Source organism: Streptomyces sp. NEAU-W12, assembly GCF_026242095.1.
In the GTDB taxonomy this organism is placed as follows: domain Bacteria; phylum Actinomycetota; class Actinomycetes; order Streptomycetales; family Streptomycetaceae; genus Streptomyces.
Map to the genome: position 1 here is coordinate 99,498 of NZ_JAPJDM010000005.1, position 25,195 is coordinate 124,692.

Here is a 25,195-nt window from a genome sequence, read left to right on the forward strand (position 1 = left end):
CCTGCACGGCAGCTAGCTCCGCCTCGGCGCCTCAGCCCCCCGAGCCGGACAACACCACCCTGGCCCCCGCGAGCCGCCCCGCCCGCCCGCTTGCCGGGAGCGGCCGATGAGCAGCGAAGCCCGCGAATGGGTGTGGGAGCACAGCACCAGCCGAGGGGCCGCACGGCTGGTCCTGCTGTCGATCGCCGACCGGGTGGCCGACGAGCAGTGCATCTCCTGGGCCTCGCTGTCCAGCCTGGCCAAGCGCACGAACGCCTCGGTCTCCACGGTGCGCGAAGCCGTCGAGCGCCTCGTCCTCGCCGGCGAGCTGGAACAGCTCGACGACCTGGTGGGCCCGCAACGCAGCACGGTCTACCGCCTGCCGCTCGCCGCCGAAGCGGTCGCCCAGGCGCTGCGCGAGCAGCGGGAGGAAGCGGGCGGCACGGCGGTGCCGGACGAGCCCGTCGGCCCTGCCAAGCTCCGGCTGTCGGCCCTGCGGCGGTACGGAATCCGCCCGCGTGAGGTGCCGGAATCCCCCGCGAGGGTCCGGAAACCGGCAGTACCGGAAACCGGCAGGCCCAGGCGGAAACCGGCACAGCGGCGTACCGGCCACCGGCACAGCGATGTACCGGCCACCGGCACACAGAACCGTAGTGAACCTGATTTGAACCGGAGGTACAGCAGTGGTGGTGCTGCTGTCACCTCGGCTGCCGAGTGGCAGGTCGACCCCGCCACCCACACCTGGGCCCGCCAGCAGGGACACCTCGACCGCCTCGGCGAGCAGGGCCTGCAGGCCGCCGACGCGAAGTGGCGTGCACATCGAGCAGGCCATGCTCCGAGGCCGGCGGAAGCCTGGGCGGCCGACTGGCGAGCCTGGATCACCCGGGAGCACGCCCCCAGCCGCCCGAACCTCTACGCCGTGCCCGGCCAGAACTCCGCCGCGCCCGGTGGCATGACGCGGGCCGAGAAGCACACCGCTGCCCTTCTCGCCGCCCTGGACGAGCCGACCGGAACGGAGGGCTGACCGTGGACCGCCGTGAAATCGCTGCCCTGCTGGCCTACATCGGCAGGCTCGACCCCCGCAGCATCCGCACCGACGAGGGCGAGGCCCGCGACCAGCTCGCGCAGTGGAACGAGCTGCTCGGTGACGTGCCGATGGCCACCCCGCATGGCTGGGACGCCCGCGTCGCCGTCCGCCAGCACTACCGCGCCTCGCCGTACCAGATCCAGCCCGCGGACGTGGTCCGCCCCTGGGAGAGCTACCGGCGCAACCGCCTGGCCCTCCACTCCGACCCCACACCGTCCGCGGACCCGGACGACCAGGCCGCCTGGACCGCCGAGCTGGTCGGCACCCGCCGCGCCGTCGCCAACGGCATAGCGCAACCCGCACAGGCCCGGGCCATCACCAGCGGCCAGGAGGAGATCAACCCGAGGCTGCAGGCTCGACTGGAGCAGATCGGCTCCTGCATACCACCCGCCGCCCGAGCCGCTCTCGCACCGTTCCGGCCTGCCCGGGCAGCACGCGAAGCCGCCGTCGCGCAGGGGCTGCCTGACGCACTGAGCGTGCGGTGCGAGTGGTGCCTGGCCCCGGTCGGCGAGCCATGCCGGCGCCGCCGGATCGGCCCCAACGACGGAGTACGCGCCATCACGCCGCGCGCCACCCCGCACCCCGGCCGTGTGGACCTCGCCGCCCAGCAGGCCCAGCAGCCCGCCCTGGCCTGACCGGCGCCTCCGGCGCGTGCATCCCGTCCGCTGCACCGCCGCAACCTCACCGTCCCGCACCGGCTGCGGCGCACGCCCACGCGCCGCAGCCGGCACCCGACGCCGCACCCGCCGAGCACTGCGCTAGCCGGCCGGTGTGGCAGCACATCGGAGACTCGCCTTGCGCCACATCACCACCCATGACGCGCCGGCCACCGGCCTGCGCGGCATCGGAGACACCAGCTGGCACGTTCGCGGAGCCTGCCACGGCATGGACGTCGAGGACGCCGACGCCGTGTTCTTCCCCGGCCCTCGGGATCACGAGGAGATCGCGGAGGCGAAGGAGCTGTGCGGCTGGTGCCCCGTACGCCGCGCGTGCCTGGACTTCGCCCTGGAGAACGTCCTCAAGGAGGGCGTCTGGGGCGGGCTCACCGAAGCCGAGCGGCGCCCGCTGCACGACAACCTGCACCGGCGCCTGGACTACCGACGTGTGACCGCCTTCTTCCAGGGACGCGACGTGCACCTGACGGAAGCCGAGCGGCAGGTGGCCATCGACCACGCATACGTCCGGGGCTGGCAGCCCGACCGGCTCGCCGCCGCCCTGCAGATCAGCCACAAGCACGCCCGCGACCTGCTCCGGCAAGCGGCCAACAAGGTCTTCGACCGCGACCGCAACTACGGCGTGCCCCGCTCCAAGAAGAAGCGGAAGAAGACCTCCAAGGCCAAGGGCACCACCGCGCCCACAGCTCCCGGCACTCAGCAGCCGACAGGCCGCCCGGCGGCGTCGACCCCGGCGCGCGCCCCTCTCGGAAAGGCAGCATGACCCACCCTGTCCTCGCCTTCGGTGCTACCTCGGACCTCCCTCTCCTCCTCGCCGCCGTCGTGCCCGCCGCCCTCGCGCTCGTGCTGACCGCCTGGGCCATCCGGCGCCGGGGGGCCCGCTCGCAGAAACGTCTCGGCGGCCCGGCGGTCAAGGTCGCCGCCGTCGCCGCCCTGGGCTGCACCGCCTACAGCGCCGACACCAGCTGGCGCTTCGCGGCCGACTACCTCGACATGGCCGGCACCGCCGAGCGTGCCGGCATGTTCGCCGCCGCCGAACTCGCCCTGTTCGCCACCGCGCTGATGGCACGGCAGAATCTGGCCGTCCAGGGCGCTCCCGGCCTGCCGGGCACGCTGGTCTGGGTGATCACCACGGTGCAGGTGATCCCCGCCTATGCCGAGAGCGGCCCCGTCGGAGGCACGGTCCGCGCCTTCGTCGGCCCGGTCATGGCGGCGATGCTGTGGCACCTGGCCATGGGCATCGAGCTGCGCCTGCGCACCCCGGGTGCAGCCTCCAACGGACTGCTCGCCGTCCTGGGCCGGGAGGCACGCGAGCGGCTGCTGTCCCGCCTGGGCATCGCCGCACGGGACCGTGACGCCGCGCAGATCACCCGGGACCGGGCCACCGCCCGTGCGGTCACCCTCGCCGCCCGCCTCGCCGAGCGCACACCCGAGCAGCAGCAGAGCCGTCGCGGCCGGCGGCTGACGCGACGCCTGTCAAAGGCGGTCGGCAGGGCTTCGGTCGGCACCGACCCTCTCCAGCGGGCGCAGCTGCTCGACCAGCTCGCCGCCCGGCGACACGCGCTGGCGCTCGCCACGGTCCCGCTCCCCTCTCCCTGGTCCCCGGCGCACAGCAGCGCATCGACGGCCACGGTCCCCGCACAGCCGACGTCGACTGTGCCGGTCCTCGTCCCCACTTCCGACGGTTCCGACGAGCCGGTCCGGGACCGAGGACCGAGGGCTCCTCGGGGACCGGTCCCCGAGAAGGCCGACCCGGAAGCCGAGGTCGGCGTAAGGACCGGGGGCGACGAATCGGGAACGCCCGCGGGGACCAAGCCCTCTGAAGACGGTGCGGTCCCAGGGACCGAACTCGCCGGACCGGAAGCCGCAGCTCGGGACGCAGCGGCCATGAGGACCGGCCACAGCACGCGAGAAGTAGCAGCTCAGGACCCGGATCATCGGGGACCGGGCATCGCGCAGACGAGGACCGCGACCCCCGAGGGCCGGGGACCGGCAACCCCGCAGTCCGGGACCGACACCACCCAGGACCGAGGACCGACCGCCCCACAGTCCGGGACCGACACCACCCAGGACCGAGGACCGACCGCCCCACAGTCCGGGACCGACACCACCCAGGACCGAGGACCGACCGCCCCACAGTCCGGGACCGACACCACCCAGGACCGAGGTCACAAGGTCCCGCTTCGCCGGAAGCCGGCCAGGACGACCCGGTCGAAGAACAAGGACCGGCGTGCACGGTCCCGCTCGCAGACGGAGCGCCAGGCACGCGAGCTGGGTGAATCCGAGCGCCAGCTTGTCCGTGAGGTGCGTCCCCATGTGCCGGCTCTGCTCGAACGGGACGGCAACGGCGCGATCACCCGAGTGCAGCTGCGCGAAATCATCCGCCGCCAGGGCCTGACGGGTGTCGGTAACGACCGACTCGGCCTGGTCCTCCAGGAGCTGCGGAACGCGGACATCAAGACGACGAGGAGCACCGCCCGATGAAGACCTGCCACCAGTTCAAGACGGTCCGCGCGGAGTACGAGCGCGAGATCGGATTCATGCTCGCTCACTCCGAGCGGCATGCGGGCAGGCCGGCGGCGAAGTCCAGTGCGAAGCAGGCTGCCTCGGCGAAACAGCGGATGGCTCGCGCGCTCAACAGCCACGTCGGGCGCTGCCCCGAGTGCGGCTGAGCCGGCAAATCCCAGCTCAAAGCCCGTATCCGTAAAGGTGGCCCGGCTCCACGCCGGGCCACCGCCCCGCTTAGGAGGTACGCCATGATTCCTCGTCCCCCTCGCTTTTCCGGGCCCACCACCGCCGAAGCCGGTGCCTGGGCGGACGTCTTGGTCCGCCGGCAACTCCTCCACGCCGTCGTCCTCACGCCGACCGGGCAGTGGCTCGTCCAGGACCGTCCCAACAGACCGGTTCGCGTCCTTGCCAGCCCAGCCGATGTCCTCGCGCTGGCCGCAACCATCCAGCAACGCACCCGCTCTACGAGGCCCGAATCCCGATGACGAACGCGCCCAAGAACGGCACCACCCCGGAACCTGATTCCGGCTCCAACTCGGTCTCGGGGCGAGCAAGTTATCGCAAGAGCATTGCTCCCGAGGGGAGCAATGCTCTTGCGTCCCCCGCCCCTGGAGTGGCGGGAGCGGAACGGCACCGGGGGGCGCCGATCCGTGAGGATGCGACCGAGGGCGGCTCGCATCCCGAGGGGCAGGACCAGCACGCCTGCCACAGTGCGCACTGCACGCACACCGCCCCTTCAAAGCCGCATGTGCAACAGCGTGAGCGCCTGCGCGACGAGAACAAGCGCATGCGCCAGCCCAGCTGCCGCATGAACGACGACGAGTACCAACTCCTAGCTCGTGCAGCCGCCGTGTGCCACATGAGCGTCGCCAGTTTCCTCGCCCACGCCGCTCTCGCAGCCGCCCACGATCTCGACCGTACGGCGGCGGAAATCGCCGCCCAACGAGAAGTCCACAACGAGCTCTTCGCTGTGCGCCGGCACCTCGGCCACATCGGCAACAACGTCAACCAGGTAGCTAAGGCCGCCAACTCCGGTGCCGACGTCCCCTACGCCGAAGCCGTACTCGGCGCCGTCCAGCGCGCCACCCAGCGCGTGGACGCCTTCATCCAGCACTACCTCGACACCGAAAGGCGAACCGGTTGATCCCTCGCGTCCACAAGCGTGGCTCGAACACGTTTGGCCTGCTCATCTACCTCTACGGCAAAGGGACCCATGAGGAGCACGTCGATCCGCATCTCGTGGCGGCATGGGACAGCTTCGCTCCCGACCCCGGTCGCGATCCTCAAGCTACGAAGAGACAGTTGCAGCAGCTCCTGGACCAGCCCGTCCAGACGCTCGCGGAGTCGCGCCGCCCGGCCAAGCACGTCTGGCACCTATCCGTCCGGGCCACACCCGACGACCCGGTTCTCTCCGACGAGCAATGGGGGGAGATCGCCCGACGCATGGTCGCCGCGACCGGCATCGCTCCGGCCGCCGACGAGGCGGGATGCCGCTGGGCAGCCGTGCGCCACGCCGACGACCACATCCACATCATCGCCACGCTCGTCCGCGAAGACGGCCGGCGCCCCCGACTCAACAACGACGCCAAGCGATCCCAGGCCGAAGCCCGCCTGATCGAAGCCGAGTACGGGCTCAAGCAGCTCAGCACCGGGGACGGGACCGCGGCGCAACGACCGACCAGCGCCGAGCGCCACAAGGCCCAGCGCCAGGGCCGCGAGCGCACCGCCCGCGAGGAACTGCGGGAATCCGTGCGGCGTGCGGTGGCCGGCGCGAGAAGCGACGAGGAGTTCTTCGACCGCCTCGCCGCCGCCGGCCTCCTCATCCGCAAGCGCGCCGCGCCCTCCGGTGACCTGCTCGGATACAAGGTCGCCCTGCCCGACGACCTGAACAAGGACGGCGAGCCGGTGTTCTACCCCGGCGCGCGCCTCGCTCCCGACCTGTCCTTGCCTCGCATCCGCGAGCGGTGGTCCGGTGATGCGCAGGATGTCCCTGCGGCCCGGCGGGAGGAAGCGATTCGTACGGGGCCGGGCAGTCCGGCCTCCGCGCGCCGCGGCACGGCATCGGCCGTGTGGCAGGCCGTGCTCGTCGTCGACCACGGCGAGGACGGGGTCGCCGCCGCCCACATCGCCGCGGTCGGCGAGGTCCTGGACGCCCTCGCGAAGACGTCCGCCGCTCACACCCGTCGCGAACTGCACGACGCCGCAACGGCCTTCGAACGGGCCTCGCGTTCTCACGTCCGCGCCGTACGCGGGCACGATCGAGCCCTGCGGCAGGCCGCCCGCGACCTCGTCCAGGGCGGCCCGGCCCTCGGCCGCGGTGAGGACGGAGCCACCACGGCGATGGCGATCGACATGCTGTTCTTCCTGATCATCGCCACCGCGCACTGGCACGCCCGGAAGGGCCACGCCCAGCAGGCCGAGGCCGCCACCCGAGCTGCCGAACACCTGCGCATCGCTTACCAGGCCGCCTCGGCCCAGCCGCTCGGTGTGCTATACCAGCGCGGCCGACGTCTGAGCCGGCCGGTGCTCCAGCGGCAGACCGCGCTGCTGCGCGAGGCGCTCCCGGAACTGGCTGAGCAGATCCTCGCCGAACCCGGCTGGTACGCCCTGGCCGCGACCATCACAGAAGCCGAAGCCGCCGGCCACGACCCGGCCGCCCTCCTGTCCGACGTTGCCGCTCGGCGCGAACTGGGCACCGCGGACTCCATCAGCGACGTGCTCGTATGGCGGATGCGGCGGACAGCCGACCTGCCCGCCGATGCCTCCCAGCTTCCCGAGACCAGCACCGCAGCGAACCGGTCCGCGACGCGCAGGGCGATGACCAGGCCCTCCGCGCCCGGCAGGCGGCGCAGCGGAGAGGAGTCACCGCGTCAGGCCCGATAAGTACACCAGACGGCACGCAGGCTCCCCGGATCGCCGCTGTGCCGTACCGAGACATGCGTCGTGGCCTCCTCGTCACCCGGGCAGCCGAGAGGCCACACCCGTGCTGACCTGGCCGAAGGGACTGTGGACGTTGTGAATTGAAACCGCCGACGGCGTGGGGCACGATCATGAAGCGCGCAGGACGAGGTGCCGAGGTAGAGGAGGACGCCAGGGTGTTTCACCGAATACGCCGCAGGGCCAAGGGGCCGAGCGAAGCTCGGAAACGGTTCGCCGAGCTGCACGCGCAGATGCAGGGACAGGTCCCGCCCGGCATCGGAGTGCCGGCGCCCGAGCCGCAGCCCGCCGAGCCGACCGCCATCGTGGACGACTTCCTCCCGCCGGAGCTGCGGGTGCCGAGCCACAACCAGGTCGAAGGCAAGATGATGCCGTGGAAGCAGCCCCTGGTCCTCGACGGCGAGATGGCCACCTGCGCCGAGTGCGGCGCGTACCGGGACTGGCTCATCCTCTCCACCCGCGGTGAGATCTGGCTGCGCTGCAGGGCCGGACACCAGCAGCTGGAGACGCGCATCGACACCGCCTGGTACAACCGGCACTCCGGGCCGGCGGACTCGACGCACGCCACGTTCGAGGACTGCCTGCGCCACCTCGGGCACTGACCACCACTCCTACGACCCCACCGGGCCCGCGGGCCCGCACTGACCACCCGTCGCCTAGCACCAAGGGGTCAGTTCCGTCATGCGCGTTCGCGTCGCCACCACCGCACTCGGCATCACCGCCGCCCTCCTCGCCGTGCCCGCCTGCTCCACCGACACCCCCGGGTCCAAGCACCGGACCGCCTCCTCCCATACGGGAAAGCCGACCGAGGTCGCCCAGGAGCCGGCCGCGCTCTCCTCGGCCGCGCTCGAGTCCCGCCTGCTCGACCCGCGCGACCTCGGCAGCGGCTACCTTCCCCAGCCGGAGCGTCCGGCCCAGCACGATGACGTCACCGTCCTCGGCTGCCCGGCCCTGAGCGAGCTGGGCGGTGACGCGGCGACTGGCGGCACACTCGCCTTCCCGCACAAGGCGAAGGCGGACTTCACCTACGGCTACAGCTCCTCGGAGATCTCCGAGGAGCTGTACAGCGACAGCGTGAAGAAGCTCTCCGACGGCACCGGCCGGATCTTCGATGCCATGACAGGCTGCCCGGCCTATCAGGTCGTCGCCGGTGGCACCCAGGTCGACGTGACCTCGCAGAAGCTGCCCGCGCCCAGCGTCGGCGGTGATGAGCAGTGGAGCCTGCTTCTGACGTACATCGCCGGGGGCCGGAGCACCGTGGTCAAGCAGACCGCGATCCGCGACGGCAGCCTGCTGCTGGTCCTCTCCGGCTCCCCGGCCCTCGTCGACCGCCACCTCGACAAGGCCCTCGCCAAGGCCACGGCAACGAGCTGACCTGCGCGCGCGTCACGCTGCTGCCTCCGACCGTCGCGGTCGGGGGCAGCAGTGCGTTATGGGCTAAGCACTAACGACCCGACCGGCCACTTCGCCCGGGAAACAAGGAAGTCCGGCACCCCCCACTGGGAGGATGCCGGACTGCGATCGTCGAGAGGGGTGCGCGGGACGTTAGATGGCCGGCGCGCGCAGGAGGCGCTCCTGGGTGGCCTCGGGCAGTACCCGCCGCAGGACCGGTGCGGTCGAGCTGAGGGAGGCGGCGAAAGCGGCGACGAGGTCGTGCGGGACGCTGGCGGCGAACGAGGCCACCCACAGAAGCGGGGCGCCGAGCACAGGCTCGGCCCACGCCTGCCACCCGGCCGGTCCCGTCTCGTCGTCCTCGGCGGACAAGGCCCGCAGGTCGCCGTCCTGGATGAGGGGCGGCACCTCTCCCAGGCTGATGTGCGAGGTGAACGTCGGGTCCGTCGCCGACGCCTGGGGTTGGTCGATGTCTCGGAACCATCCGTGGGCGGCGACAGCGTCAAGGACCAGCCCGGATCCGGCGAGCGTCGAAGCAGGCTGGTTGCTTGCGTCGAGCGCGACGAGGAAGTCGACCACCGCCTCGCCGGGGACGTCACGGGTGAAGTAGGCCGACCACTGCGCAAGCGGGCTGCTCGCCTCAGCTCGGGCGGAGATCTGCCAGGCGATCGGCAGCCCACCCAGGTGGAACGGCTCGTCCGCCAGCCCCCACTGGGCCCAGCGCAAGGCGTCAGGGCTGATGTGCAGGACGGTGCTGCGCAGGACCTGGCGGTCCTCCGGTTCCTCGTCCGGCTCGTGCCGTCCGCGGACGATCGTCAGGCTCGTCCAGCCCAGGCCCGCGAGCGCGTCGGCGACGACGTCGTAGAGGCGTCCATCGTCACCGGCTAGGTGCCGGGGGCCGACCCAGAACGCGGGCTGGCCGCCGCGCGGGGCGGACGGGTCGGGCGGAAGGTCGGGGTACAGGGGCGCCTCCAAGGGCTCGGTGCGTGTCTAGTTGCCGCCGGCACGGCGGCGAGGGCGGCGCGGGGGCGCCTGGACGGGGCCCTGCCACGTCAGGGCGATGGCGACCTCCGGCGGAAGGTGGCCGAGCTGTGCGTCCTCGTCCCGCCCTTCGGCGAGGTAGACAACGGTCCGGCCGGTCTCGTCGACCGACTGCAGGACCTGCGCCAAGCGGTGCGCCATCGGGAAGAACGGGTTCATGGCCTGGCGGACCGGAGCGCTCCGGTCGCAGCCGGACAACAGATCGATGAGATCGCCGACGGTCATCTCCGGGGACGTCACGGACAGCCTCCTGGGGTTCGAGGGAAACGGGGGCGGTGGAGCCGGGCCGGCCTACGGCACCGCCAGCGCTCATAGGACGGGCGCTATGTATCGGTGGCCGCGCTGTCAGAGGCGGCGTGAGGTCTGCAGCACCCTCGCCACGGTGGCGGTGACGATGTCGGCCGGCGTCTCGGTGTCGAACGACATGTGGTAGCCGCGGACCTGGGCGGTGCCGGTGACAGCGATCTTCCACCCCTCGCCGTCCGTGCCGGGTCGGCCCTGCGGAAACCAACCGAGGTAGAACCGGCCGTCCTTGGAGCTGACGTGCACGTCCGCGCGATCATCAACGATCAGGTGGAAGTCCTCGGCCGAGAACTGGTCTATGACCAGAGTCGGCTGACCGGGGCCGAGCTGCCACTCCCGCGGTCGCAGGGCCTCGACAGTGGTGGAGAAACCGGGGCCCGCAGGGGCTACGGTCACGAGCAATCACCTCTCTGACCTGGGGTTTCTAGCAAGGTCGTCTACGTTGACATGCTCTCGCGCACGTTGGCCAGTCTTTCCGAGATCTTTCCTGTCTGCCCCCGGCGAACTGCCGTCCATCGATAGCAAAGCCACCGGGCGGCGACGGTCTTCGGCACCACCAGCGCGATGCGGCCCGATGCTGGCAGATGGATAACATGGCCCGCGGGATTCGGTAGCGGCGAACCCAACGCTTGAAGGATTAGGACTGATCGACCCGGGGGAAAAGATGGCAGTCAGGTTCGACCCGCATATCGCCCGCCAGACATTGGATGAGGCGTTTAGGCAAGCGATGGAAGCAACTTCGCTACCAGAGGCGTGGGTGCACCTTTCGCGCTCACTGCGCCAGGAAGAAGCGCCACGCACTTACACCCCCGCGCTGGGTACCGCACTCCTCGCCCGAACACTCGACGAGACCGTTGACCCTCGCTCCATCAAGCAGCAGACACACAATGCTCGATCCTATTCGGCTCGAACCCTATGCCACCGCGTACTTGTACCCGCTTCCGTGGAACTCGGGTTCAACCTGAACACCGCAGGAAGGGAACCTTTAAACAACCAGCCCTTTTTCCGTTACGACCATTGGGACGAGATACCGCGACCTGAAGCGGAAAAGGGAACGCATTTCGACAGGGTCGATAAGGCGCTGAGATTTCTCGATCGGCAAGACCCGCAGGAATGCAAGTTGGCACTTATGGCCTTCCTGAAAGTCTGCTCCGAGCATTCAGAGTACGACAAGAAGCCGAAATTCACTGCCCGCCATATGGCTGGCGTGCGCAAAAATTACGCATGCGATCCCATCCCTATAGATGGCGGCCAAGCTCAGGTTTTCAGGGCGAGAGACAAGTCCACGGGATCCGTGGTAGCCCTGAAGAAGCTCCGCACACGGCTAGAGCGCCGCGTCGCCAGAATGAGGCGGGAGATTGAAGTCGGACTGTTCCTGAGCGGTCATCCTCATGCCATGCCCATCCTGGACCACGCGCCAGATCATAGCTGGTTCGTCATGCCGTACGCGCAGGGAACGGCCCTGGACTACCGTGATGACCTACGGAACGACGACGCGCTGGCCCTTCTCCTGCAATCTGTATGTTCGGCCCTTGAGGTAGCACACGAAAAAGGCTATGTGCACCGTGACATCAAACCGGCCAACGTTCTTCTGCTGGACGGCCGGTGGGTGGTTGCTGACTGGGGCATCGTTAGGCGTCCCCGAGGGATGACGACCGACCCTCAGAGGACGAGGATGGGCGTAGCTTTGGGATCGGCTGGGTTTGCCGCCCCCGAACTGGAAGACGACGCTCACAGCGCAGGGCCGCAGGCCGACATATACAGCCTGGGCCAATTCGTCGGGTGGGCAATCACAGGAAAGCGCCCCCGCGCGAATATTCCCCTCCTACCGGAGAGCGGCGCATGGCGTGCGGTCGTAGAAGCCGCCACGAGAGACGACCCCGCCATGCGACCCGAGTCCGTCACCGAGTTCCTCGAAATCGTTGCCCGCGAAACACAAGTTCCCATGAGGTCGACTACTGGTTCTCATGTTCCAGCAGCCGAGTAATCCTGCGGGCTGCGACCACGCGTTTACCCACTGAGCGGATGCCAGCCGTCGCGGCTGCCCGCGGATCGAGAGGGGCGCTGGGTTAGCAGGCAGCTCGCCTCACGCACTGGCGGGCTGGTCAGGAAGCGCCCGCCCGCCAGGAACCACCGAGTTCGGCAAGATGCCTGCGCAATGCGCCGCGCTGCTCCTCAAGATCCTGCGAGGCGGGAGACAGAAGATAGACATTGTCCCGGTAGGGACGGAAACCCAGGCTCTCCCACCCCTGGGCGATTTTGGCGTTCACGCGGTCCCACTCGGCTCTGGCCGTCAGCCGATGGCTGCTGAGATCGGTGATGCCGGGCGAACAGGCTACGGCCCGGCAGCCGGCCATGAGCCGGGTGATCACCTCGCAGGCAAGCACGGCCGCCAGGCCGTGCCCGCGCCATGGCGGATCTCATGACGAGCAGCGCTGAGCCGACGTATTCCCGCGTGTCCAGCTGGGGCTGCGGGGGCTCCGTGTAGTGAAGAAGGGTGGGTGCGGTCAGCTCCCGGTGTTGTCTTCTGTGTGGCTGTCGGTGCGACTGCGGCGTGCCACGGCGAGGGCGCCTCCACCGGCCGCGATCAGAACGGCCGCGCCGCCGATCAGCCATAGCGTGGCGTCAGCACCGGTGTGAGCGAGAGAGCCCGTCGGCGTCTTCGGTGTGGAGTCGCCGACCGGGGTGGCGGCGATGGCGGAGGAGTCGGTTTCCGGTGTGTCGCTATCCGACGCGGACGGCGTGGCCCTGTCCGTACCGCTGTTCGGCTTGCCTGGGCTGGAGGAGGGGGTGTCGGTGGGCGTGTGCGTGGGCTTACCCGAGGGTTCGGGCTTCGGGGTCGTGGTGGTCTTGGCGTTGGTGACGGTCACGGTCACCGGGTCGCCGGGACCAGCGGTGAACGTCTTGGTGGGCTTGTACAGGTCGTAGCCGGCAGGGGCTTTGATCTCCTTGACCCAGAACTGGGCCTTCCGGCTCGACATGGGCAGCTCTCCGGAGGCCGTGCCCTTAGCTCCCGTGGTCAGAGTGAGCAGCGTCGAGCTGCCGGTGCCGATGTTCACGGTCGCGCCGGGCAGGAGCTTGCCGGTCTTGTCGTCCTTGGCCTGCAGGAGGACCTTGGCGGCCTTGAACGGATCGGTGATCGTCAGCCGGGTGGTCGCACCCGGGGTGACGATGACGTCCTGGTCGGCGACGACCTCGTGCAGCGGGCTGCCGGAGGCCGTCTCCTTGAGCCGGTAGACGCCGGGCGCGAGGTCGGAGAAGGTCAGCTTTCCCTGTGCGTCGGTCTTCCCGTTTCCGGCTTCCTGTCCGACGGAGTCAAGCAGCAGGAACACGGCGCCGGGCAGGGCGTCTCCGGCCGTGTCCCTGGTGGTGATTTCGACGCTGCCCGCGTCCGCGGCCGGAGTCTCGGCGGCGGCGGAGGCTGAGGAGGTCGGTTCGGTGGGCTCGGCACTCGCGGCCGGTGCCCAGGTGAGGGTGCCGGCCGCGGCGACGGCGATGGCGGCGGCGGATCGGACGAGATGTGCGTGCACGAGGAAGAGGACTCCTTGATCGGTCGGGGGAGGTCAGCGGGCGCGGTCGACGGGGTGGGGTGCGGACGACAGAGCGGGCGGCAGATGGCTGGGCAGCTGCGGGGCTGCAGCCGGTGCGACGTAGAGGTGACGACGAGTGTGGAAGGGGATCTGCTTCACTGCCCGGTGCAGCGGTTCGGTGGAGATCAGCGAGGCGGTGAAAGCCGCGGCGAGGGTGGTGGGCGCGCCGGCAGAGAACTGGGCCTGCCAGTGCGGTGCGCTCGGGTAGCCGCCCCAGGCCCGCCAGACGGGACCGTCGGCCCCAGTGGTGGCGTACCGGTGACGCACACCGCCAAGGCCCTCTGGTGGCAGAAAGGTCTGCGTACCGTCCGTTTTGACGCTGTGGCTCCAGCCGTGGGTGAGGAGCGGCGTGTACACCTCGTGCGGGGCCGTCGGATCCTCGACCAGGTGGTTCTTGTCGCTGTGGCGGTCTTCGAGGTACAGGTCGAGCAGTTCGGTGTGGACGTCGCGCAGGAGTTCGGCGGGGGTGGTGGCGTCGAAGGTGATCTCCCAGGCCCGCGGGCCGAAGGGGGCACGGTCCATGCCGATGGTCCACGTGTCTGGGCCTCGCTCCTCGGGCTTGGGAGCGAAGCGGGTCCACAGCCGGGCGCAGGGGCTGATGGCGAACACCATCCCTTCGAGTCCCTGGTGAAGGTGCCATCCGTCGTCGAAGGGGAAGGCCCAGATCGTCTCCAGGTCTGCCTGGCCGGGACCGGCGAGGTGACGCGGGAGAACTCTCACGGTCTGGGCAGGGTCGAGATTGTTGAAGGGGTCGCGTGGTGGGTCGGGCAACACGAGGAGATGCTCCTGCTGAGTAGGTGGCGCGGGGATCGGGACGAGGCTCAGCGGGTGCGGGCCCCGGCGGGGACGGTCGGCGGAGCTGGAGTGCTGCGCGGCGTGGGGCCGGCCGCACGCTTGGGCGCGGAGGCAGCCCAGGCGCCGGGGAACCAGACGGCCGTGTACTGCTCGATGGCGTCGCGCAGCCCGGTGGTGACGGCTCCGTCCCACGGGGGGCGGCCGGGGCGGTGGTAGGTGCCGAAGGTGCCGTACTGCTTGGTGTTCGGAGGGGTGTTGGTGGCTTCGTCGCGGCGGTGAAAGGTTCCGTGGTCCACGAAGCTGAGTGCCACCGCGTCGATCTCCCCGCGTTCCGGGTGGACGACTGCGACACGCAGCCCGCCGTAGGTGTCCGCGTGGATGGTGCGGGTGAAGTCAATCCGCAAACGCAGCGGCGTGCCCGGCACGGGGGCGGCGTAGTAGGTGTTGCCCACGACGGCGTGCTCGTGGAAAGGAAGGCACAGCTCGGTGAAGAACTCGGGAGCCTGCAGGGACACGAGGGTCTCCGGTCGGAGTTGAGTGGAGTCAGCGGCGTTGGCCGGGCAGGGCATGTCGGCTGGTGGTGCTCCAGCGCGGAACGCTGGCCGCGGGAAGCGCGGCCGGGCGGCGGGACGCTGCGGCCCGCCGGACGTCGAGCGGGGTGGGCGTCGGCGGAGAGGGCGGGTGGATCGGGGAAGTCTGGGCGTGGTCCTTGACGTAGCTGGAAGTGTCGTCCCGCCATCGAGGAAGGGGTGCGGGGTCGGCCACGGCCTCGGTCACAGCTCGCAGAAGGGCTGCGGGGGTGTCGGTGCTGGCCGTGGCGTACCAGTAGGGCCGAGCTGAGGAGGTGCCGGCCCACAGGTGCCAGCGCGCGTCGCGGGTTTCCAGCTCGATCGCCGGGTCGAGGTCGCCGGTGGTGTATTCCAGCGTGGCGAGCCCGTCGGGTGAGGTGATGGCGAAGGTCCTCAGATCCGGGCGGTCGAAGCACCAGCCTCGGTTGATGAGCGGGTCAACGGCCTGGAACGGGTCACGGTCGGTGCTTCCGGCAAGCGGGCGGGCAAGGTAGCGGTCTGGGCCCTGCCGGTACGCCTCGGCGAGGGCGGTGGTGAAGGCAGTGACGAACTCCGTGGGCGCGCTGTCGTTGAAGCAGACGCCCCAGGCCGGTGGGCCGAAGGCGTCCTTGTAGGCGTTGATGCGCCACAGTCCGTCGTCGTCGCCTTCGGGGAGGTATCCGAGGCGGACCTTGCCGTCGGGGGCCGTGAGGTAGGCGTTGCCGAGGTGGTCGTGGTACAGATCCCAGCCGAGGTCGCGCAGCGGGTCGAGGCCGGTGTCGCTGACCGCGGTGGAGCGGGCCAGGTGGCGTGGGGAGACGTAGACGTCGCCGTCGATGGTGTCGTGGTCGTCGTGGGGCACTGAATCCTGGGGGGAAGAGGAAGCGGGTCAGTTCGGGGGCTGCAGGGCGGCTGCGAGGTCGGTGGGGTGGCCGGTGTAGTGCAGGGTGCGCAGGCCCAGGTGGCGGGCTGCATAGCAGTTGTCGTCTCGGTCGTCCACGAACAGGACGCGGTCGGGGTCTGCGGCGCCGGTGGCGTTCATCGCGTGCTGGTAGGCGGCCGGGTCGGGTTTGCAGACCTGGAGCCGGGCCGAGTAGAAGGCGTGGGCCATCAGGCGGCGCCACGGGCGGCGGTCGAGGACATCGCTGAGGTGGCGGGGTGCGTTCGACAGCAAGACCAGCGGCAGCCCGGACTCGTGGGCCTGGTGGAGAACATCGATGACGTGATCGTCGATGGACGTCCACATGTCGGTATCGGCGTCGCGGAGTTCACGCAGTCTGCGGGCGCCGGGGTGGTGGCCGAGGACCGTGGCCCAGTACGCGAGATCGCTGAGCTGGCCGGCGTCGTAGGCGGTGCGGGCGGTCCAGAAGGCGTGCTGGAAGGCGGGGAGGTCGTCCTCGGGCCACAGGGCGGTGCGGGCCAGGCGGAGCCACTGGTCGGTGGTGGGTTGCAGGCCGATGACGCCGTTGTAGTCGAGGATGACGGCGTCCAGGCCCGCGTGGGCAGTGGTGGGTGTCAAGGGGTGGTGTTCTCCAGGGCGCGGTGGGCGAGGGCGGCGACGGCGGCTGCGAGGAGGGCGGGCAGCAGCAGGGCCGTGGGCAGGGTGGTGGCGCTGGCCAGGGCTCCGATGAGGGCCGGGCCGGCGAGGAGGCCGAGGTAGCCGGTGGCGGTGACCGTGGCCACGGCCTTGGCGCCTCCCGCGCCGGCCGCGGTGATGAGCGAGGGGACGGTGGTGGACAGGCCGAGTCCGAAGACCGCCCAGCCCGTCAGCGCCAGTGGGGTGCTGTTCCCGATGACGCCGAGGGTGAGTCCGGCCGTGGCGAGAAAGGCTCCGGCCCGTACGACTGTCGGGGCGCCGAAGGCAGCGGTGAGCCGGTCACCGGTCAGCCGTCCGGCCGCCATGGCCGCGCTGTACAGCGCGAACGCGGTGGCGCTCGCGGCCGTCGGGGCGCCCAGGGTGTGCAGGTGCACGGCGGCCCAGTCAGCGGCGGCTCCCTCGCCCAGCAGGCTCGCAGCGGCCAGCGCGGCCAGAAGCCAGAGCTTCCCCGGCGACGGAAGCAGGGGCAGCTTCCCGGCGCCAGCGCGCATTGCGGGGCGGTCTGCGCCGCTCAGGCTTCGGGTGACCGGCACCGCTGCGACCGCGACGCCGGCCAGGAGGGCGCCTGTTGCGGTGAAGAGTGTGCTGTGCGGGGCCTGGGCGGTGAGGGCGGCCAGGGCGGCGCCGGCGAGGGCGCCGAGGGAGTATGCGGCGTGAAGACCAGACATGATGGGCCGGCCGAAGGCGTTCTGGCAGCGGACGGCCGCAGTGTTGGCGGCTACGTCAAGGACGCCGTGCGCGAGACCGAACGCGAGAGCCGCCGCCAGCAACGCGGACAGGCTCTCGCCTTGCCCCACCAGGACGAGGCACCCGGCCAGGGCGATGGACCCACTGGTGAGCTGGGCTGGTAGCCGCGCCGGGCGGGCGTAGCGGCCTCCGAGCTGCAGTCCAGCGACCATGCCGACGGCGGCGGCCAGCAGGACCAGGGCCAGCCCTGCAGTGCCGAGGTGGGCAGCCTGCTGCACGGCGGGCATCCGGGCGCCCCACACCGCCATGATGGCCCCCAGGCCGAGGAAATAGCCGGTCAGCAACGCCCGGCTGCGCCGGTCGGCCGCAGACACCGCGCTCACGCCGCAGCGCTACGGGGGCCGGAGGTCCAGTCGAGGACCGCGGTGACGGCACGAGCAGCCTGGTCGGCGCGTGCACGCGCCTGCTGGCCGGTGGTGGCGGTGGTGATGAGGTAGCCGATCCGGCCGGTGTACAGGTCTCCTCCGTCGGCGGGGAGGAGGAGCTGGTCACCGGGGCGGCACTGGTAGTGCAGCCGGTCCAGCCACGTCGGGCGGGGCCCGTCGTAGGTGAGGTGGGTGAGGGTGCCGGAGGTGTCCGGATAGAGGAGCCGGATGGCGGCGGCCGAGGACCTGGTGGGCGTGAGGTCGGGGGCACGGTCGCAGGCGATGTCGGCGGCGGCACGGACCAGGTCGATGCCGGTGGCGAGACGCACGAGGTGGCCGATCATGTCTCCGGCCAGGCGAGCGTTGACCTCGATGAGGCGGGGCCTACCGTCGACGAGGCGCATTTCTATGTGGCTGACGCCGTCGGTGATGCCGAGGGCGTTGATCGCCGCCCGGGCGGCCGGCGCGACGGTCTCCCGGAGCGGGTCGTCGGCGTCCACACTGTGGGCCAGCTGCTCGAAGTGCGGCGGAGGGCTGATGGTCTTGCGGTTGACCGCCACCACCGTGGTGGCGCCGCGGTAGGTGACACACTCCACGGAGATCTCCGGCCCGTCGAGGAACTCCTCGACGAGGACGTTCGTGCTCTCGGTGCCCTGACCGGCCGTCCGTTCGGCTGCCCGGTAGGCGGCCGTGAGCTGGTCGCGGTCATCGACGCGGAGCACGCCGATGGCACCCGCGTGTGAGGCAGGCTTCAGCACCACGGGATAGCCGATCCGGTCGGCGGCGGCTTCGGCCTCCTTGCGGGTACGCACGCTCACCGAAGCGGCCGAGGGCACGCCGTGGCGGGCGAACAGCGACCGAGCGGTGGCCTTGTTGCGGCACCCCTGCATCACTTCGGGTGCGGTGGTGGACAAGCCGAGCTGGCGGGCGAGGCGGGCGGTCGGGACCACGCTCCACTCGTCCCAGGTCATGACACCGGCGAGGTTGTGGCGTCCGGCCAGGGCCCGGCCCCCTGCCAGCAGCGCGGCAGGATCGCTGAGGTCCACGACGGCGTGATCGGTGATGTGCGGCTTCTCCCACGAGGGTTCGGTGCCGGTGAGCAGCACGACTCTGTAGGCGTCGGCGACCTGCTCAAGGCAGTAGCCGCGGTAGTTCTCATCTCCGGGAGCGACGACAAGTACAACAGGGCGAGCGGGCAAGAGGGAATTCTCCGTATCGAGGGACGGCAGGGCAGGGAAAAGGAGGTGTCTCAGGCGGCGCGGCGACGGCGCAGCTCGAACGCATCGACCCAGTGGGGGTGTTCGTCGATCAGACGGCGGGCGTAGAGAGCGGTGAAGTTGTTGTTCAGTCCGGCGACGCCGTACGGAAGTTGGCGGCGAAGGTCTTCGAAGAGATCCTTGAGGCTGATCCGGGTGGCGCCGGCGGCCAGGCGGCGTGCGGCCATGCGTTCGAGGGATCGGTACACGTGCGGGTTGCGGGCATCGAAGGCGTGGAACTGCTCGCTGATGGTGCGGCCGGTCGCTCGGTGCGACCCGAGGGCGGCGATGGTCATAGGGGTCCTCCACGGGCGGGACAGCCGGGTCAGGCGCGCAGGGCAGGGTCGGTGCGCAGGCGGGCGAAGGCGCAGAACAGGCCGAGGGTTTGCAGGGCGGCACAGGCGGTGATGACGTGGCCCAGCGCGTCGGGCGGGGTGAGCGCGGTGAGCACGCCGGCGAGGGGGAAGGGCAGCAGGAGGATGAGGATGGTGGCCGACAGGGTGCTGCCGAATGCCTCCGGGGGGATCAGGCGGGAGCGCAGGGTGCGCAGGACGACCGCCAAGCCGCCATCGGCTGCCATCAGGACCGCGACCATGACCAGGTAGGACAGGTAGTCGGGGGCCAGGGCGGCTGCGAGACAGGCGAGCGAAGCGATGACGGAGCAGGCGACTCCCACCGGCCACAGGCCCAGGCGGTCCAACGCGAACCGACAGACGGTGACGGCCACCAAAGTGGCCGCCGCTGCGGCGGACCACACCAGGCCGACAGCCGTGGTGGACTGCCCGAAGTGCTGGACGACGATCACCGGACCGGCTGCCTGGAGAAGGCCGATAGACAGGTTGGACAGGGTCAGCCCGGCCACCAACCAGCCGAGCGCGGGGAGCGCGCGGATGGTGCGCCACCCGGTGACGAGCCCGGCGCCGGGCCGCCCCTTCGGCGCGCGGGCCGGGGCCACGGGTGAGGGCGGTGTGCGCAGGGCTAGCAGCGCGGCGAACAGCGAGAGCACGGTGACCACTGCGAGCATCGACGGTGGCCCGGCGAGCAGCAGCACGCCGGCGAGCGCCGGTCCGGCCAGGGTCGCGGTCTGGTCGATGCCGAGCAGGGCAGCCTGGACACGGTGAGCCCGAGGTCCCGCTCGGCGGCCGGCGGCGGCACCTGCAGTCTCGACGGCGATGTAGCTGAACTCAGTGAGCACACCGGTCGCCGCCGCCAGCACCATCACCGTCACGCTCGCCGCAGCACCGGACGGGTAGAGGTACAGCAGGACAGCGCCGGTGGCGAGAGCCAGCGCCCGCCCTAGGGAGGCGAGGTGGAAGACCACCGAGGCGCCGCGTCGGTCGACGATCGATCCGGCCCACCCGAACGCTGCCAGGCGCGGGATCCACTCCAGGGCGAAGGCGGCCCCTGTCAGTACGGCGGATCCGGTCGTGGCCAGAACGAGCAACGGGATGCCGTAGGTGGACATCGCGAACGCCAACGCGTCCGCCGTGCGCGGCAGGTAAATGCTGCTCATCAGCCCGGCAGTGTGGCGTGCGTGCCGGGGTGTGACCGCTGCGCTCACGCGGCCCGCTCGGGCTCGGCCCGGGTCACCTGGGGGTTGCCGGCCAGCCACTGGATCAGGTGCGTGCGGACGCGCGCTAGGTCCGCCTCAGCCTCCGCGCTGATCGGGTGCGCGTCGGGCAGGGGTGCGGGGCGGTCGGCGTTCCCGGGGGTGAGTGAGGGTGCCAGCAGGCCGAGAACGTGCTGGATGCGGCTGCTGAACTCGCAGACGGCGGCGGGGGCCGAGTGACGGCGCGCCCACCGGGCTAGCGCGTCGTACAGGTCGGCCAGTTCCATCCCGGAGTCCGTGAGTTCCAGACCGGCGCCGGGCGCGACCCGGACGAGGCCGTGGGCGCGGGCCGTGTCGGATGTACTGCGCAGTTGGTGCGCGGAAAGGTCGGGCAGGGTGCCGGCGAGCCGTCGCGGCGGTATGGCGCCGTTGTCGTCGATCTCGGTGACCAGACGGATCAAGGAGCGTGAGGCCAGCAGGTCGATGACCTGGCGCGCTTCGGCAGGGGTGAAGGAAGTGCTCATCGGCGCGGGCCTCCCGCCGGGATGGCTGCCGTCGGGCGGCCGGTGGCAGCGTGCGAGAAGAGGTCGCGGTGGTGCCACACGGGGGACGACCCAACCGCCCGAGCAGGTGGAAGCGCCACGGGCGCCGGCCATGACGGGCTGCTGACCCACGGCCTCGGCGCGCTCTTGGCCTGCGGCTGCCCCCAGACGGGGTGGCTGGCTGCCTGGTCGAGGGGTTGCCCGGCGGACCAGGCGGACAGCGTGCCGAGGACGGGGCCCAGGGCGTCGCCGGCGGCGGACAGCCGGTAGGGCCGGCCGTTTCCCTCGGTATCGGCCAGACCGTCGGCAACGAGCTGGCGCAACGGCGGATAGATGTTGGTCCAGTCGCTGCTGGGCATCACGATCCGGGCCAGAACCCGGCCGCTGACCTCCTTACGCGACTTGAGCACCCACAGGATGGCGGCGGCGTGGCGCCGGGTGAGCAGGGTGAGGCTGTCTTCGATCTGCTCGATCGCGGCCAGCGGGCGATCGGCCTTCTCCAGGTGCTCTTCGGCCCAGGTGACGATCATCGGCAGGATCGGCAGCAGGGCAGTGGCTCGCTCGGTGTGGCCGTAGGTGACGTGCCGTGCGGTGTGTTCGGTGCGCTCGACGAGTCCGGCGTCGCACAGCGCCGTGAGCTTGGGGTGGAGCTGTCCGTTCTGCAGCCAGGACACCTTGGTCGCCAGCTCGCTGTAGCGCAGCGGCGGGCCGGAGAGGGCCAGCAGGATCCTCACGTTCCAGCGCGGGGTGATCATGGCGAGGGCCTCGGTGACCCTAGCGATGTCGGCGTCGGCATCGGGGGGCAGAGCGGTGATGGCCAAGGGAGGAACTCCTGGGTGAAAGAAGGGGGAATCGCCTGGGGGTCGGGTCAGCGGCTGTGCGCCGCGCTCTGCGCCATAAGGGGCGCGGCCGGAGCAGGCGGCGAGGGAGTCGGAGAGGCAGACGTCGGGGCCGGGACGCGGGCCAGGCTCTGCAGGACGGCGGCGACCGATGTGGCCTGGGCCTCGCGGACGGCGACGGCTTCGGCGAGCCGGCGGGTGCCGTCGAGGAGGTGGGACACCTCGTGCGGGCCGATCTGCCGCTCGGGGTGGACGAGCCGGGCCAGCTGGTCGCGGTGGAAGTCGATGCTGCGCTCGGCCAGGGCGAGGGCGCCGTGCATGCCGAGCAGGGCGGAAAGCATGCCGGGTGGCTGTTCCTGGGCATGGGCTTCGAGGTCGGTGAGCGGTGCGCCGTACAGGTCCTCGATCCGGTCGGCTATGTCGGTGGACGTGAGGTGGGGCAATCGGGGGCTTTCACGGTCGGCGGGCCCGGGCCGCCCCGGCACGCTGGGGTGCCGGGGCGGCAGACGGGGGCAGGGTGGCGGTGGCCTTGAGCTGTGCCGTGCGAGCGGGCCGGGTTTGCTTTGCAGGCGGGGGCATGGTGCGCAGCAGCTCGCCGAGGGCTGCGCGGTAGCCGTCGCGGGCCTCCAGTGCTGCTTCCAGCCACTGCGTGTCGAAGCGGAGCTTGTCCGCCGACAGTTCGCCCATGTCCCGCTCGGGGTCCATGTCGGCGTGGACGCGGTCGCGGACGCGGGCGACCTGCTCCTCGGTGAGCGCCAGGAACGAGCGCAGCTCCAGGGCGCGGGCTAGCTCGGGTGAAGCATCGTGGCCGGCAGCAGCCTCGTGCAGCTCGGGTACCGGGTTCCCGAAGACCTTCTGCAGGTCGGTGTCCATGGTGCTGGCCTTGTCCCGGCTCATCGGGCGGACCTTGCCGGCCGCCACGCCGACGCCGGTGCGAGTGTCCCTGCCGGCCGGTTGGGGGCGCTGGTCTGCACCGCCGGGCCGCTTCGGGGCCGGAGGCGGGCCAGGCGCTCTGCGGCGAGGTCCTTCTTTCCCGGGGCGTCCGGGTCGAGGAGCCACCGCACGACCATGGCCCGGCCGTCGCGGGTGGTGACGGCGGCGTTCACCCGATGGGCGAGGCCCATCGTCGGGTCGTCGACCTCGCTGGGCTGGGTCTCAAGGGCGGCGAGGAGGTCTTCCTCTGCGCGCTCCAGCACGGACTGGGCCTCGACGAGAAGGCCGTGCCACTTGACGACGTCGGTGGCGTTGGGGTTCGCGGTCGGAGCGGCGGCGACCGCGGCCTTCAACTGGTCCATGCCCATGTCGAAGCGGGCCTCGATCCGTTCGGTGAGTACGCCCACGACATCCGCAGACTCATCGGATATGCCGTCGGTCAAAAGGGATCTCCTGTTCTGGATGGGCCGGTGCCTGCGGAATGTGAGGGGTGGCTGTACTCGGTGCCCCCGCCGCTGGGCGGGACGTGCTGGATCCGGTCAGTCAGTCCAGACACATGCGGACGTCGCGGTAGACGTAGGTGCCGGAGACCCAGCCCTTGACGCCGGTCGTCTTGTCCGTGATGTAGAGCCAGTTGCCGCTCTTCTTGGACACGCTGAACTTGTGGCTCTTGTAGAGCACACCGAGCGCGGTGGACTTCGAGCTGGCCTTGGACCGGATGGTCACGGCCTTGGTGTGCACCGCGTACGGGAGCGGCGGCAGGTTGTGGCAGCTCACGGCAGGGGTGGCGGTTGCTGCGGTGGGTACGGTCGCGGCGCTGGCGGGCGTGGCGGACAGCGCCGGCAGCGCGAGCGTGCCGAGCATCGCCGCGGATATGGCGATTCGGGTGGAGCGCATGCGGAAGAAACCTCCGTGAAGGCACAGGGAATGCGGGGAAGTGGCCGCAGGAGTTGTCCCGGCGGCTGTATAAGAGTCCGGAGAATCGGCGGTTTGGCTAACCGGCGATCGTCGGCTATGTTGCGCCGCCCGCGACTGGAACTGCGCTCAGCGAGAGCGGCCGGGCGGGTGTGGGGCAGGGGCCTTCGCTACACCTGCCGGGCGGCTGGGGGTGGCTGCCGGGCGGATCGGCGGGAGCGGCCCGGCCTTGCCGGTGAGGCGGTCGTCGCACCACTGCAGGGCCTCACCGGCCGTGTCGAAGCCGCCCTCCCGCAGGGTGTGCGTCCACGTCTCGGTATCGACCTCCTCGACCACCACGCGGAACGGGCTGGGGACTTGCTCGTCCTGTGCACGCAGTACCACGACGATGACCATGTCGTCCGGGTCGTCGCTGGTGTAGGAGTAGCCCATGGCGTAGTGGTCGCCGTCGCCGACGAGGCGTCGCTCCAGTGCTCGCGTGGCCTCGTCCGCCGGTGGCGGGCCCAGTTCGGGGTGGAGGCCGATGGCGTCGGGCGGGCAGCCGCGGTGGATGAGCCAGGACTGCGCCATCGCAGGCAGCGGCAGCTGAGCGTGCTCGAAGCTGAACATGCCTTTTTCGTGGTCCCGTTGCAGATGCACGGCGAGCACCTGGGGCATGCCGGGGCGTCCCCAGGTGGCGGTGCGGTCGAACAGTACGTAGTAGCTGTTCGGGCCGTCGTGGTGTTCGGCGAGGGGGACGAGCATGTCCTCGTGGACAGCGACCTTGCGGTAGAAGTCGAGGTACCTCTCCTCGTCGGAGTCGAGGTCGTCCAGCTCGAAGTCGACGTGGGGGATGGTCTTCCGGGCCGGCGCCGGTTCGGTGGGGGACAACAAGAGCCTTTCGGTGGATCGGTGCAGTTCAGCGCCGCTTCGCTGGAGTGGACGGCGGGGCCCCGGGGCGAGCCGGGCTCGTCGGCGCATGCGTTGCAGGAGTCCGGCGGGCGTCCAGCAGTGCGGCTCGTCCGGCGTCGGTGAGGGAGACGGGCTGGCCGGCGTGCACAGGGTGGCTGGTGTCCCGGACGGTGAGGCCGGCGCGTTCCAGCTGCTGCATCTGGGGATAGGGGATGCGGGTGCCGGAGGAGGCGGTCACGGACAGTCGGCCTGTCAGCAGGTGTTCGTGGAGCTTGGCACCGCCGGCGATGGCGAGCAGTGCCGCCCGGTCGTCGGTCGAGAGTCGTCCTTCGTCGGGCGTCGACGCTGCGGCGGCGGCCTCGATGGGCTCCAGGGCGGCGAGCACCTCTTGGGCGGCGGCGTCGCGCGCGTTGGCGGCTTCCTCCAGCTGGTCCACGGTGCGGTCGATGCGTACGAAGAGGGCACCGTCGACGGGGAACTCACCGCTCGTGAGACGGTTGAGCAGCTTGAGGTAGAAGGTGACGCCGATCTGGGCGTTGGCCAGGGTGCGGTGCCGGTCGACCAGCTGGGTGTGTGGCTCGTCGAGGGCGCCGCGGTCGCGGTAGGTCCACAGGGTGTCGATGTCGTGGCCGGTGACCGCTTCGAGGCGGTGGTCGAGCTGCGTGACCGCACGCCGGGTGGGTGTCGGCGCGGGTTGAGGGGGCATG

The 25,195-nt window shown here is 70.8% G+C and carries 31 protein-coding genes; 10 read left to right on the plus strand and 21 right to left on the minus strand.

Features of this window, described 5'->3' with window-relative positions; translation table 11 throughout:
• The first annotated feature begins 106 nt into the window (after positions 1–106).
• The 9 genes from ORI94_RS08075 to ORI94_RS08120 all read left to right on the plus strand — a co-directional run bounded on the left by ORI94_RS08075 (position 107) and on the right by ORI94_RS08120 (position 8,559).
• Positions 107–1,003, plus strand: coding sequence for a helix-turn-helix domain-containing protein (locus ORI94_RS08075; protein ID WP_266073678.1), 897 nt, complete (start codon positions 107–109; stop codon positions 1,001–1,003).
• Positions 1,004–1,005: 2 nt separating this feature from the next.
• Entirely contained in the window at positions 1,006–1,701 is a 696-nt protein-coding gene (locus ORI94_RS08080; protein ID WP_054100443.1) for a hypothetical protein, read from the plus strand.
• A gap of 160 nt (positions 1,702–1,861) precedes the next feature.
• Positions 1,862–2,503 (plus strand): WhiB family transcriptional regulator, encoded by a 642-nt coding sequence (locus ORI94_RS08085; RefSeq protein ID WP_210962016.1) that lies wholly within the window; start codon positions 1,862–1,864, stop codon positions 2,501–2,503.
• The gene (locus tag ORI94_RS08090; RefSeq protein WP_266073679.1) at positions 2,500–4,224 is read left to right on the plus strand and encodes a hypothetical protein; all 1,725 of its coding nucleotides are present in this window, start codon (positions 2,500–2,502) and stop codon (positions 4,222–4,224) included. The genes ORI94_RS08085 and ORI94_RS08090 overlap by 4 nt, the downstream gene beginning before the upstream one ends.
• Positions 4,221–4,412, plus strand: a complete 192-nt coding sequence (locus ORI94_RS08095) for a hypothetical protein (RefSeq protein WP_007491133.1) — start codon at positions 4,221–4,223, stop codon at positions 4,410–4,412. The genes ORI94_RS08090 and ORI94_RS08095 overlap by 4 nt, the downstream gene beginning before the upstream one ends.
• A 584-nt stretch (positions 4,413–4,996) precedes the next feature.
• The gene (locus ORI94_RS08105; RefSeq protein WP_266073680.1) at positions 4,997–5,392 is read left to right on the plus strand and encodes a plasmid mobilization protein; all 396 of its coding nucleotides are present in this window, start codon (positions 4,997–4,999) and stop codon (positions 5,390–5,392) included.
• Complete coding sequence (locus tag ORI94_RS08110) at positions 5,389–7,131, plus strand: relaxase/mobilization nuclease domain-containing protein (RefSeq protein WP_266073681.1); 1,743 nt, start codon at positions 5,389–5,391, stop codon at positions 7,129–7,131. The genes ORI94_RS08105 and ORI94_RS08110 overlap by 4 nt, the downstream gene beginning before the upstream one ends.
• A 212-nt stretch (positions 7,132–7,343) precedes the next feature.
• The gene (locus tag ORI94_RS08115) at positions 7,344–7,787 is read left to right on the plus strand and encodes a hypothetical protein (RefSeq protein ID WP_266073682.1); all 444 of its coding nucleotides are present in this window, start codon (positions 7,344–7,346) and stop codon (positions 7,785–7,787) included.
• Between the two features lie 79 nt (positions 7,788–7,866).
• Positions 7,867–8,559 carry a hypothetical protein gene (locus tag ORI94_RS08120; RefSeq protein ID WP_266073683.1) on the plus strand — a complete coding sequence of 231 codons (693 nt, stop codon included), beginning with the start codon at positions 7,867–7,869 and terminating at the stop codon, positions 8,557–8,559.
• Positions 8,560–8,730: 171 nt separating this feature from the next.
• Here the strand turns inward: ORI94_RS08120 and ORI94_RS08125 are convergent, their stop codons facing one another.
• From ORI94_RS08125 to ORI94_RS08135, 3 genes are all read right to left on the minus strand, one after another.
• Positions 8,731–9,552: a DUF317 domain-containing protein gene (locus ORI94_RS08125; RefSeq protein ID WP_266073684.1), complete on the minus strand. Its 822-nt coding sequence runs from the start codon at positions 9,550–9,552 to the stop codon at positions 8,731–8,733.
• Positions 9,553–9,567: 15 nt separating this feature from the next.
• Positions 9,568–9,858: a hypothetical protein gene (locus tag ORI94_RS08130; RefSeq protein ID WP_054100434.1), complete on the minus strand. Its 291-nt coding sequence runs from the start codon at positions 9,856–9,858 to the stop codon at positions 9,568–9,570.
• A 105-nt stretch (positions 9,859–9,963) separates the two neighbouring features.
• Complete coding sequence (locus tag ORI94_RS08135; protein WP_266073685.1) at positions 9,964–10,317, minus strand: DUF317 domain-containing protein; 354 nt, start codon at positions 10,315–10,317, stop codon at positions 9,964–9,966.
• A gap of 268 nt (positions 10,318–10,585) precedes the next feature.
• On the opposite strand from ORI94_RS08135, the gene ORI94_RS08140 reads away from it, so the two are divergent.
• The gene (locus ORI94_RS08140; protein ID WP_266073686.1) at positions 10,586–11,908 is read left to right on the plus strand and encodes a restriction endonuclease, SacI family; all 1,323 of its coding nucleotides are present in this window, start codon (positions 10,586–10,588) and stop codon (positions 11,906–11,908) included.
• 118 nt (positions 11,909–12,026) lie between these two features.
• Here the strand turns inward: ORI94_RS08140 and ORI94_RS08145 are convergent, their stop codons facing one another.
• From ORI94_RS08145 to ORI94_RS08230, 18 genes are all read right to left on the minus strand, one after another.
• Positions 12,027–12,308: a hypothetical protein gene (locus ORI94_RS08145; protein WP_266073687.1), complete on the minus strand. Its 282-nt coding sequence runs from the start codon at positions 12,306–12,308 to the stop codon at positions 12,027–12,029.
• A gap of 120 nt (positions 12,309–12,428) precedes the next feature.
• Positions 12,429–13,451 (minus strand): MSCRAMM family protein, encoded by a 1,023-nt coding sequence (locus ORI94_RS08150; RefSeq protein WP_266073688.1) that lies wholly within the window; start codon positions 13,449–13,451, stop codon positions 12,429–12,431.
• Positions 13,452–13,484: 33 nt separating this feature from the next.
• Complete coding sequence (locus ORI94_RS08155) at positions 13,485–14,285, minus strand: DUF317 domain-containing protein (protein WP_266073689.1); 801 nt, start codon at positions 14,283–14,285, stop codon at positions 13,485–13,487.
• A 47-nt stretch (positions 14,286–14,332) separates the two neighbouring features.
• Positions 14,333–14,821: a hypothetical protein gene (locus ORI94_RS08160; protein WP_266073690.1), complete on the minus strand. Its 489-nt coding sequence runs from the start codon at positions 14,819–14,821 to the stop codon at positions 14,333–14,335.
• A 28-nt stretch (positions 14,822–14,849) separates the two neighbouring features.
• Entirely contained in the window at positions 14,850–15,716 is an 867-nt protein-coding gene (locus ORI94_RS08165) for a DUF317 domain-containing protein (RefSeq protein WP_266073691.1), read from the minus strand.
• A gap of 27 nt (positions 15,717–15,743) precedes the next feature.
• Entirely contained in the window at positions 15,744–16,373 is a 630-nt protein-coding gene (locus ORI94_RS08170) for an HAD family hydrolase (protein WP_266073693.1), read from the minus strand.
• The gene (locus ORI94_RS08175) at positions 16,370–17,521 is read right to left on the minus strand and encodes an MFS transporter (RefSeq protein ID WP_266073694.1); all 1,152 of its coding nucleotides are present in this window, start codon (positions 17,519–17,521) and stop codon (positions 16,370–16,372) included. Before ORI94_RS08175 ends, ORI94_RS08170 begins: the two co-directional genes overlap by 4 nt.
• Entirely contained in the window at positions 17,518–18,762 is a 1,245-nt protein-coding gene (locus ORI94_RS08180; RefSeq protein WP_266073695.1) for an ATP-grasp domain-containing protein, read from the minus strand. The genes ORI94_RS08175 and ORI94_RS08180 overlap by 4 nt, the downstream gene beginning before the upstream one ends.
• 50 nt (positions 18,763–18,812) lie before the next feature.
• Positions 18,813–19,115 (minus strand): hypothetical protein, encoded by a 303-nt coding sequence (locus ORI94_RS08185; protein WP_076683695.1) that lies wholly within the window; start codon positions 19,113–19,115, stop codon positions 18,813–18,815.
• Between the two features lie 29 nt (positions 19,116–19,144).
• Positions 19,145–20,332, minus strand: coding sequence for an MFS transporter (locus ORI94_RS08190; RefSeq protein WP_416237792.1), 1,188 nt, complete (start codon positions 20,330–20,332; stop codon positions 19,145–19,147).
• A 44-nt stretch (positions 20,333–20,376) separates the two neighbouring features.
• On the minus strand, positions 20,377–20,892 hold the full coding sequence (locus ORI94_RS08195; protein ID WP_266073697.1) for a regulator: 516 nt from the start codon (positions 20,890–20,892) through the stop codon (positions 20,377–20,379).
• Positions 20,889–21,731 carry a winged helix-turn-helix transcriptional regulator gene (locus ORI94_RS08200; RefSeq protein ID WP_266073698.1) on the minus strand — a complete coding sequence of 281 codons (843 nt, stop codon included), beginning with the start codon at positions 21,729–21,731 and terminating at the stop codon, positions 20,889–20,891. The genes ORI94_RS08195 and ORI94_RS08200 overlap by 4 nt, the downstream gene beginning before the upstream one ends.
• Before the next feature lie 47 nt (positions 21,732–21,778).
• Positions 21,779–22,192, minus strand: coding sequence for a hypothetical protein (locus tag ORI94_RS08205; RefSeq protein ID WP_266073699.1), 414 nt, complete (start codon positions 22,190–22,192; stop codon positions 21,779–21,781).
• Positions 22,193–22,202: 10 nt separating this feature from the next.
• Positions 22,203–22,646 (minus strand): hypothetical protein, encoded by a 444-nt coding sequence (locus ORI94_RS08210; RefSeq protein ID WP_266073700.1) that lies wholly within the window; start codon positions 22,644–22,646, stop codon positions 22,203–22,205.
• Positions 22,643–23,125, minus strand: a complete 483-nt coding sequence (locus ORI94_RS08215) for a hypothetical protein (protein WP_136236450.1) — start codon at positions 23,123–23,125, stop codon at positions 22,643–22,645. Before ORI94_RS08215 ends, ORI94_RS08210 begins: the two co-directional genes overlap by 4 nt.
• A 100-nt stretch (positions 23,126–23,225) precedes the next feature.
• A complete protein-coding gene (locus tag ORI94_RS08220; RefSeq protein ID WP_179342577.1) occupies positions 23,226–23,546 on the minus strand; it encodes an SH3 domain-containing protein in 321 nt (106 codons plus the stop codon).
• A gap of 180 nt (positions 23,547–23,726) precedes the next feature.
• On the minus strand, positions 23,727–24,470 hold the full coding sequence (locus ORI94_RS08225; RefSeq protein WP_137209291.1) for a hypothetical protein: 744 nt from the start codon (positions 24,468–24,470) through the stop codon (positions 23,727–23,729).
• Between the two features lie 25 nt (positions 24,471–24,495).
• Complete coding sequence (locus ORI94_RS08230; RefSeq protein ID WP_054100376.1) at positions 24,496–25,194, minus strand: hypothetical protein; 699 nt, start codon at positions 25,192–25,194, stop codon at positions 24,496–24,498.
• Position 25,195: the final 1 nt, after the last annotated feature.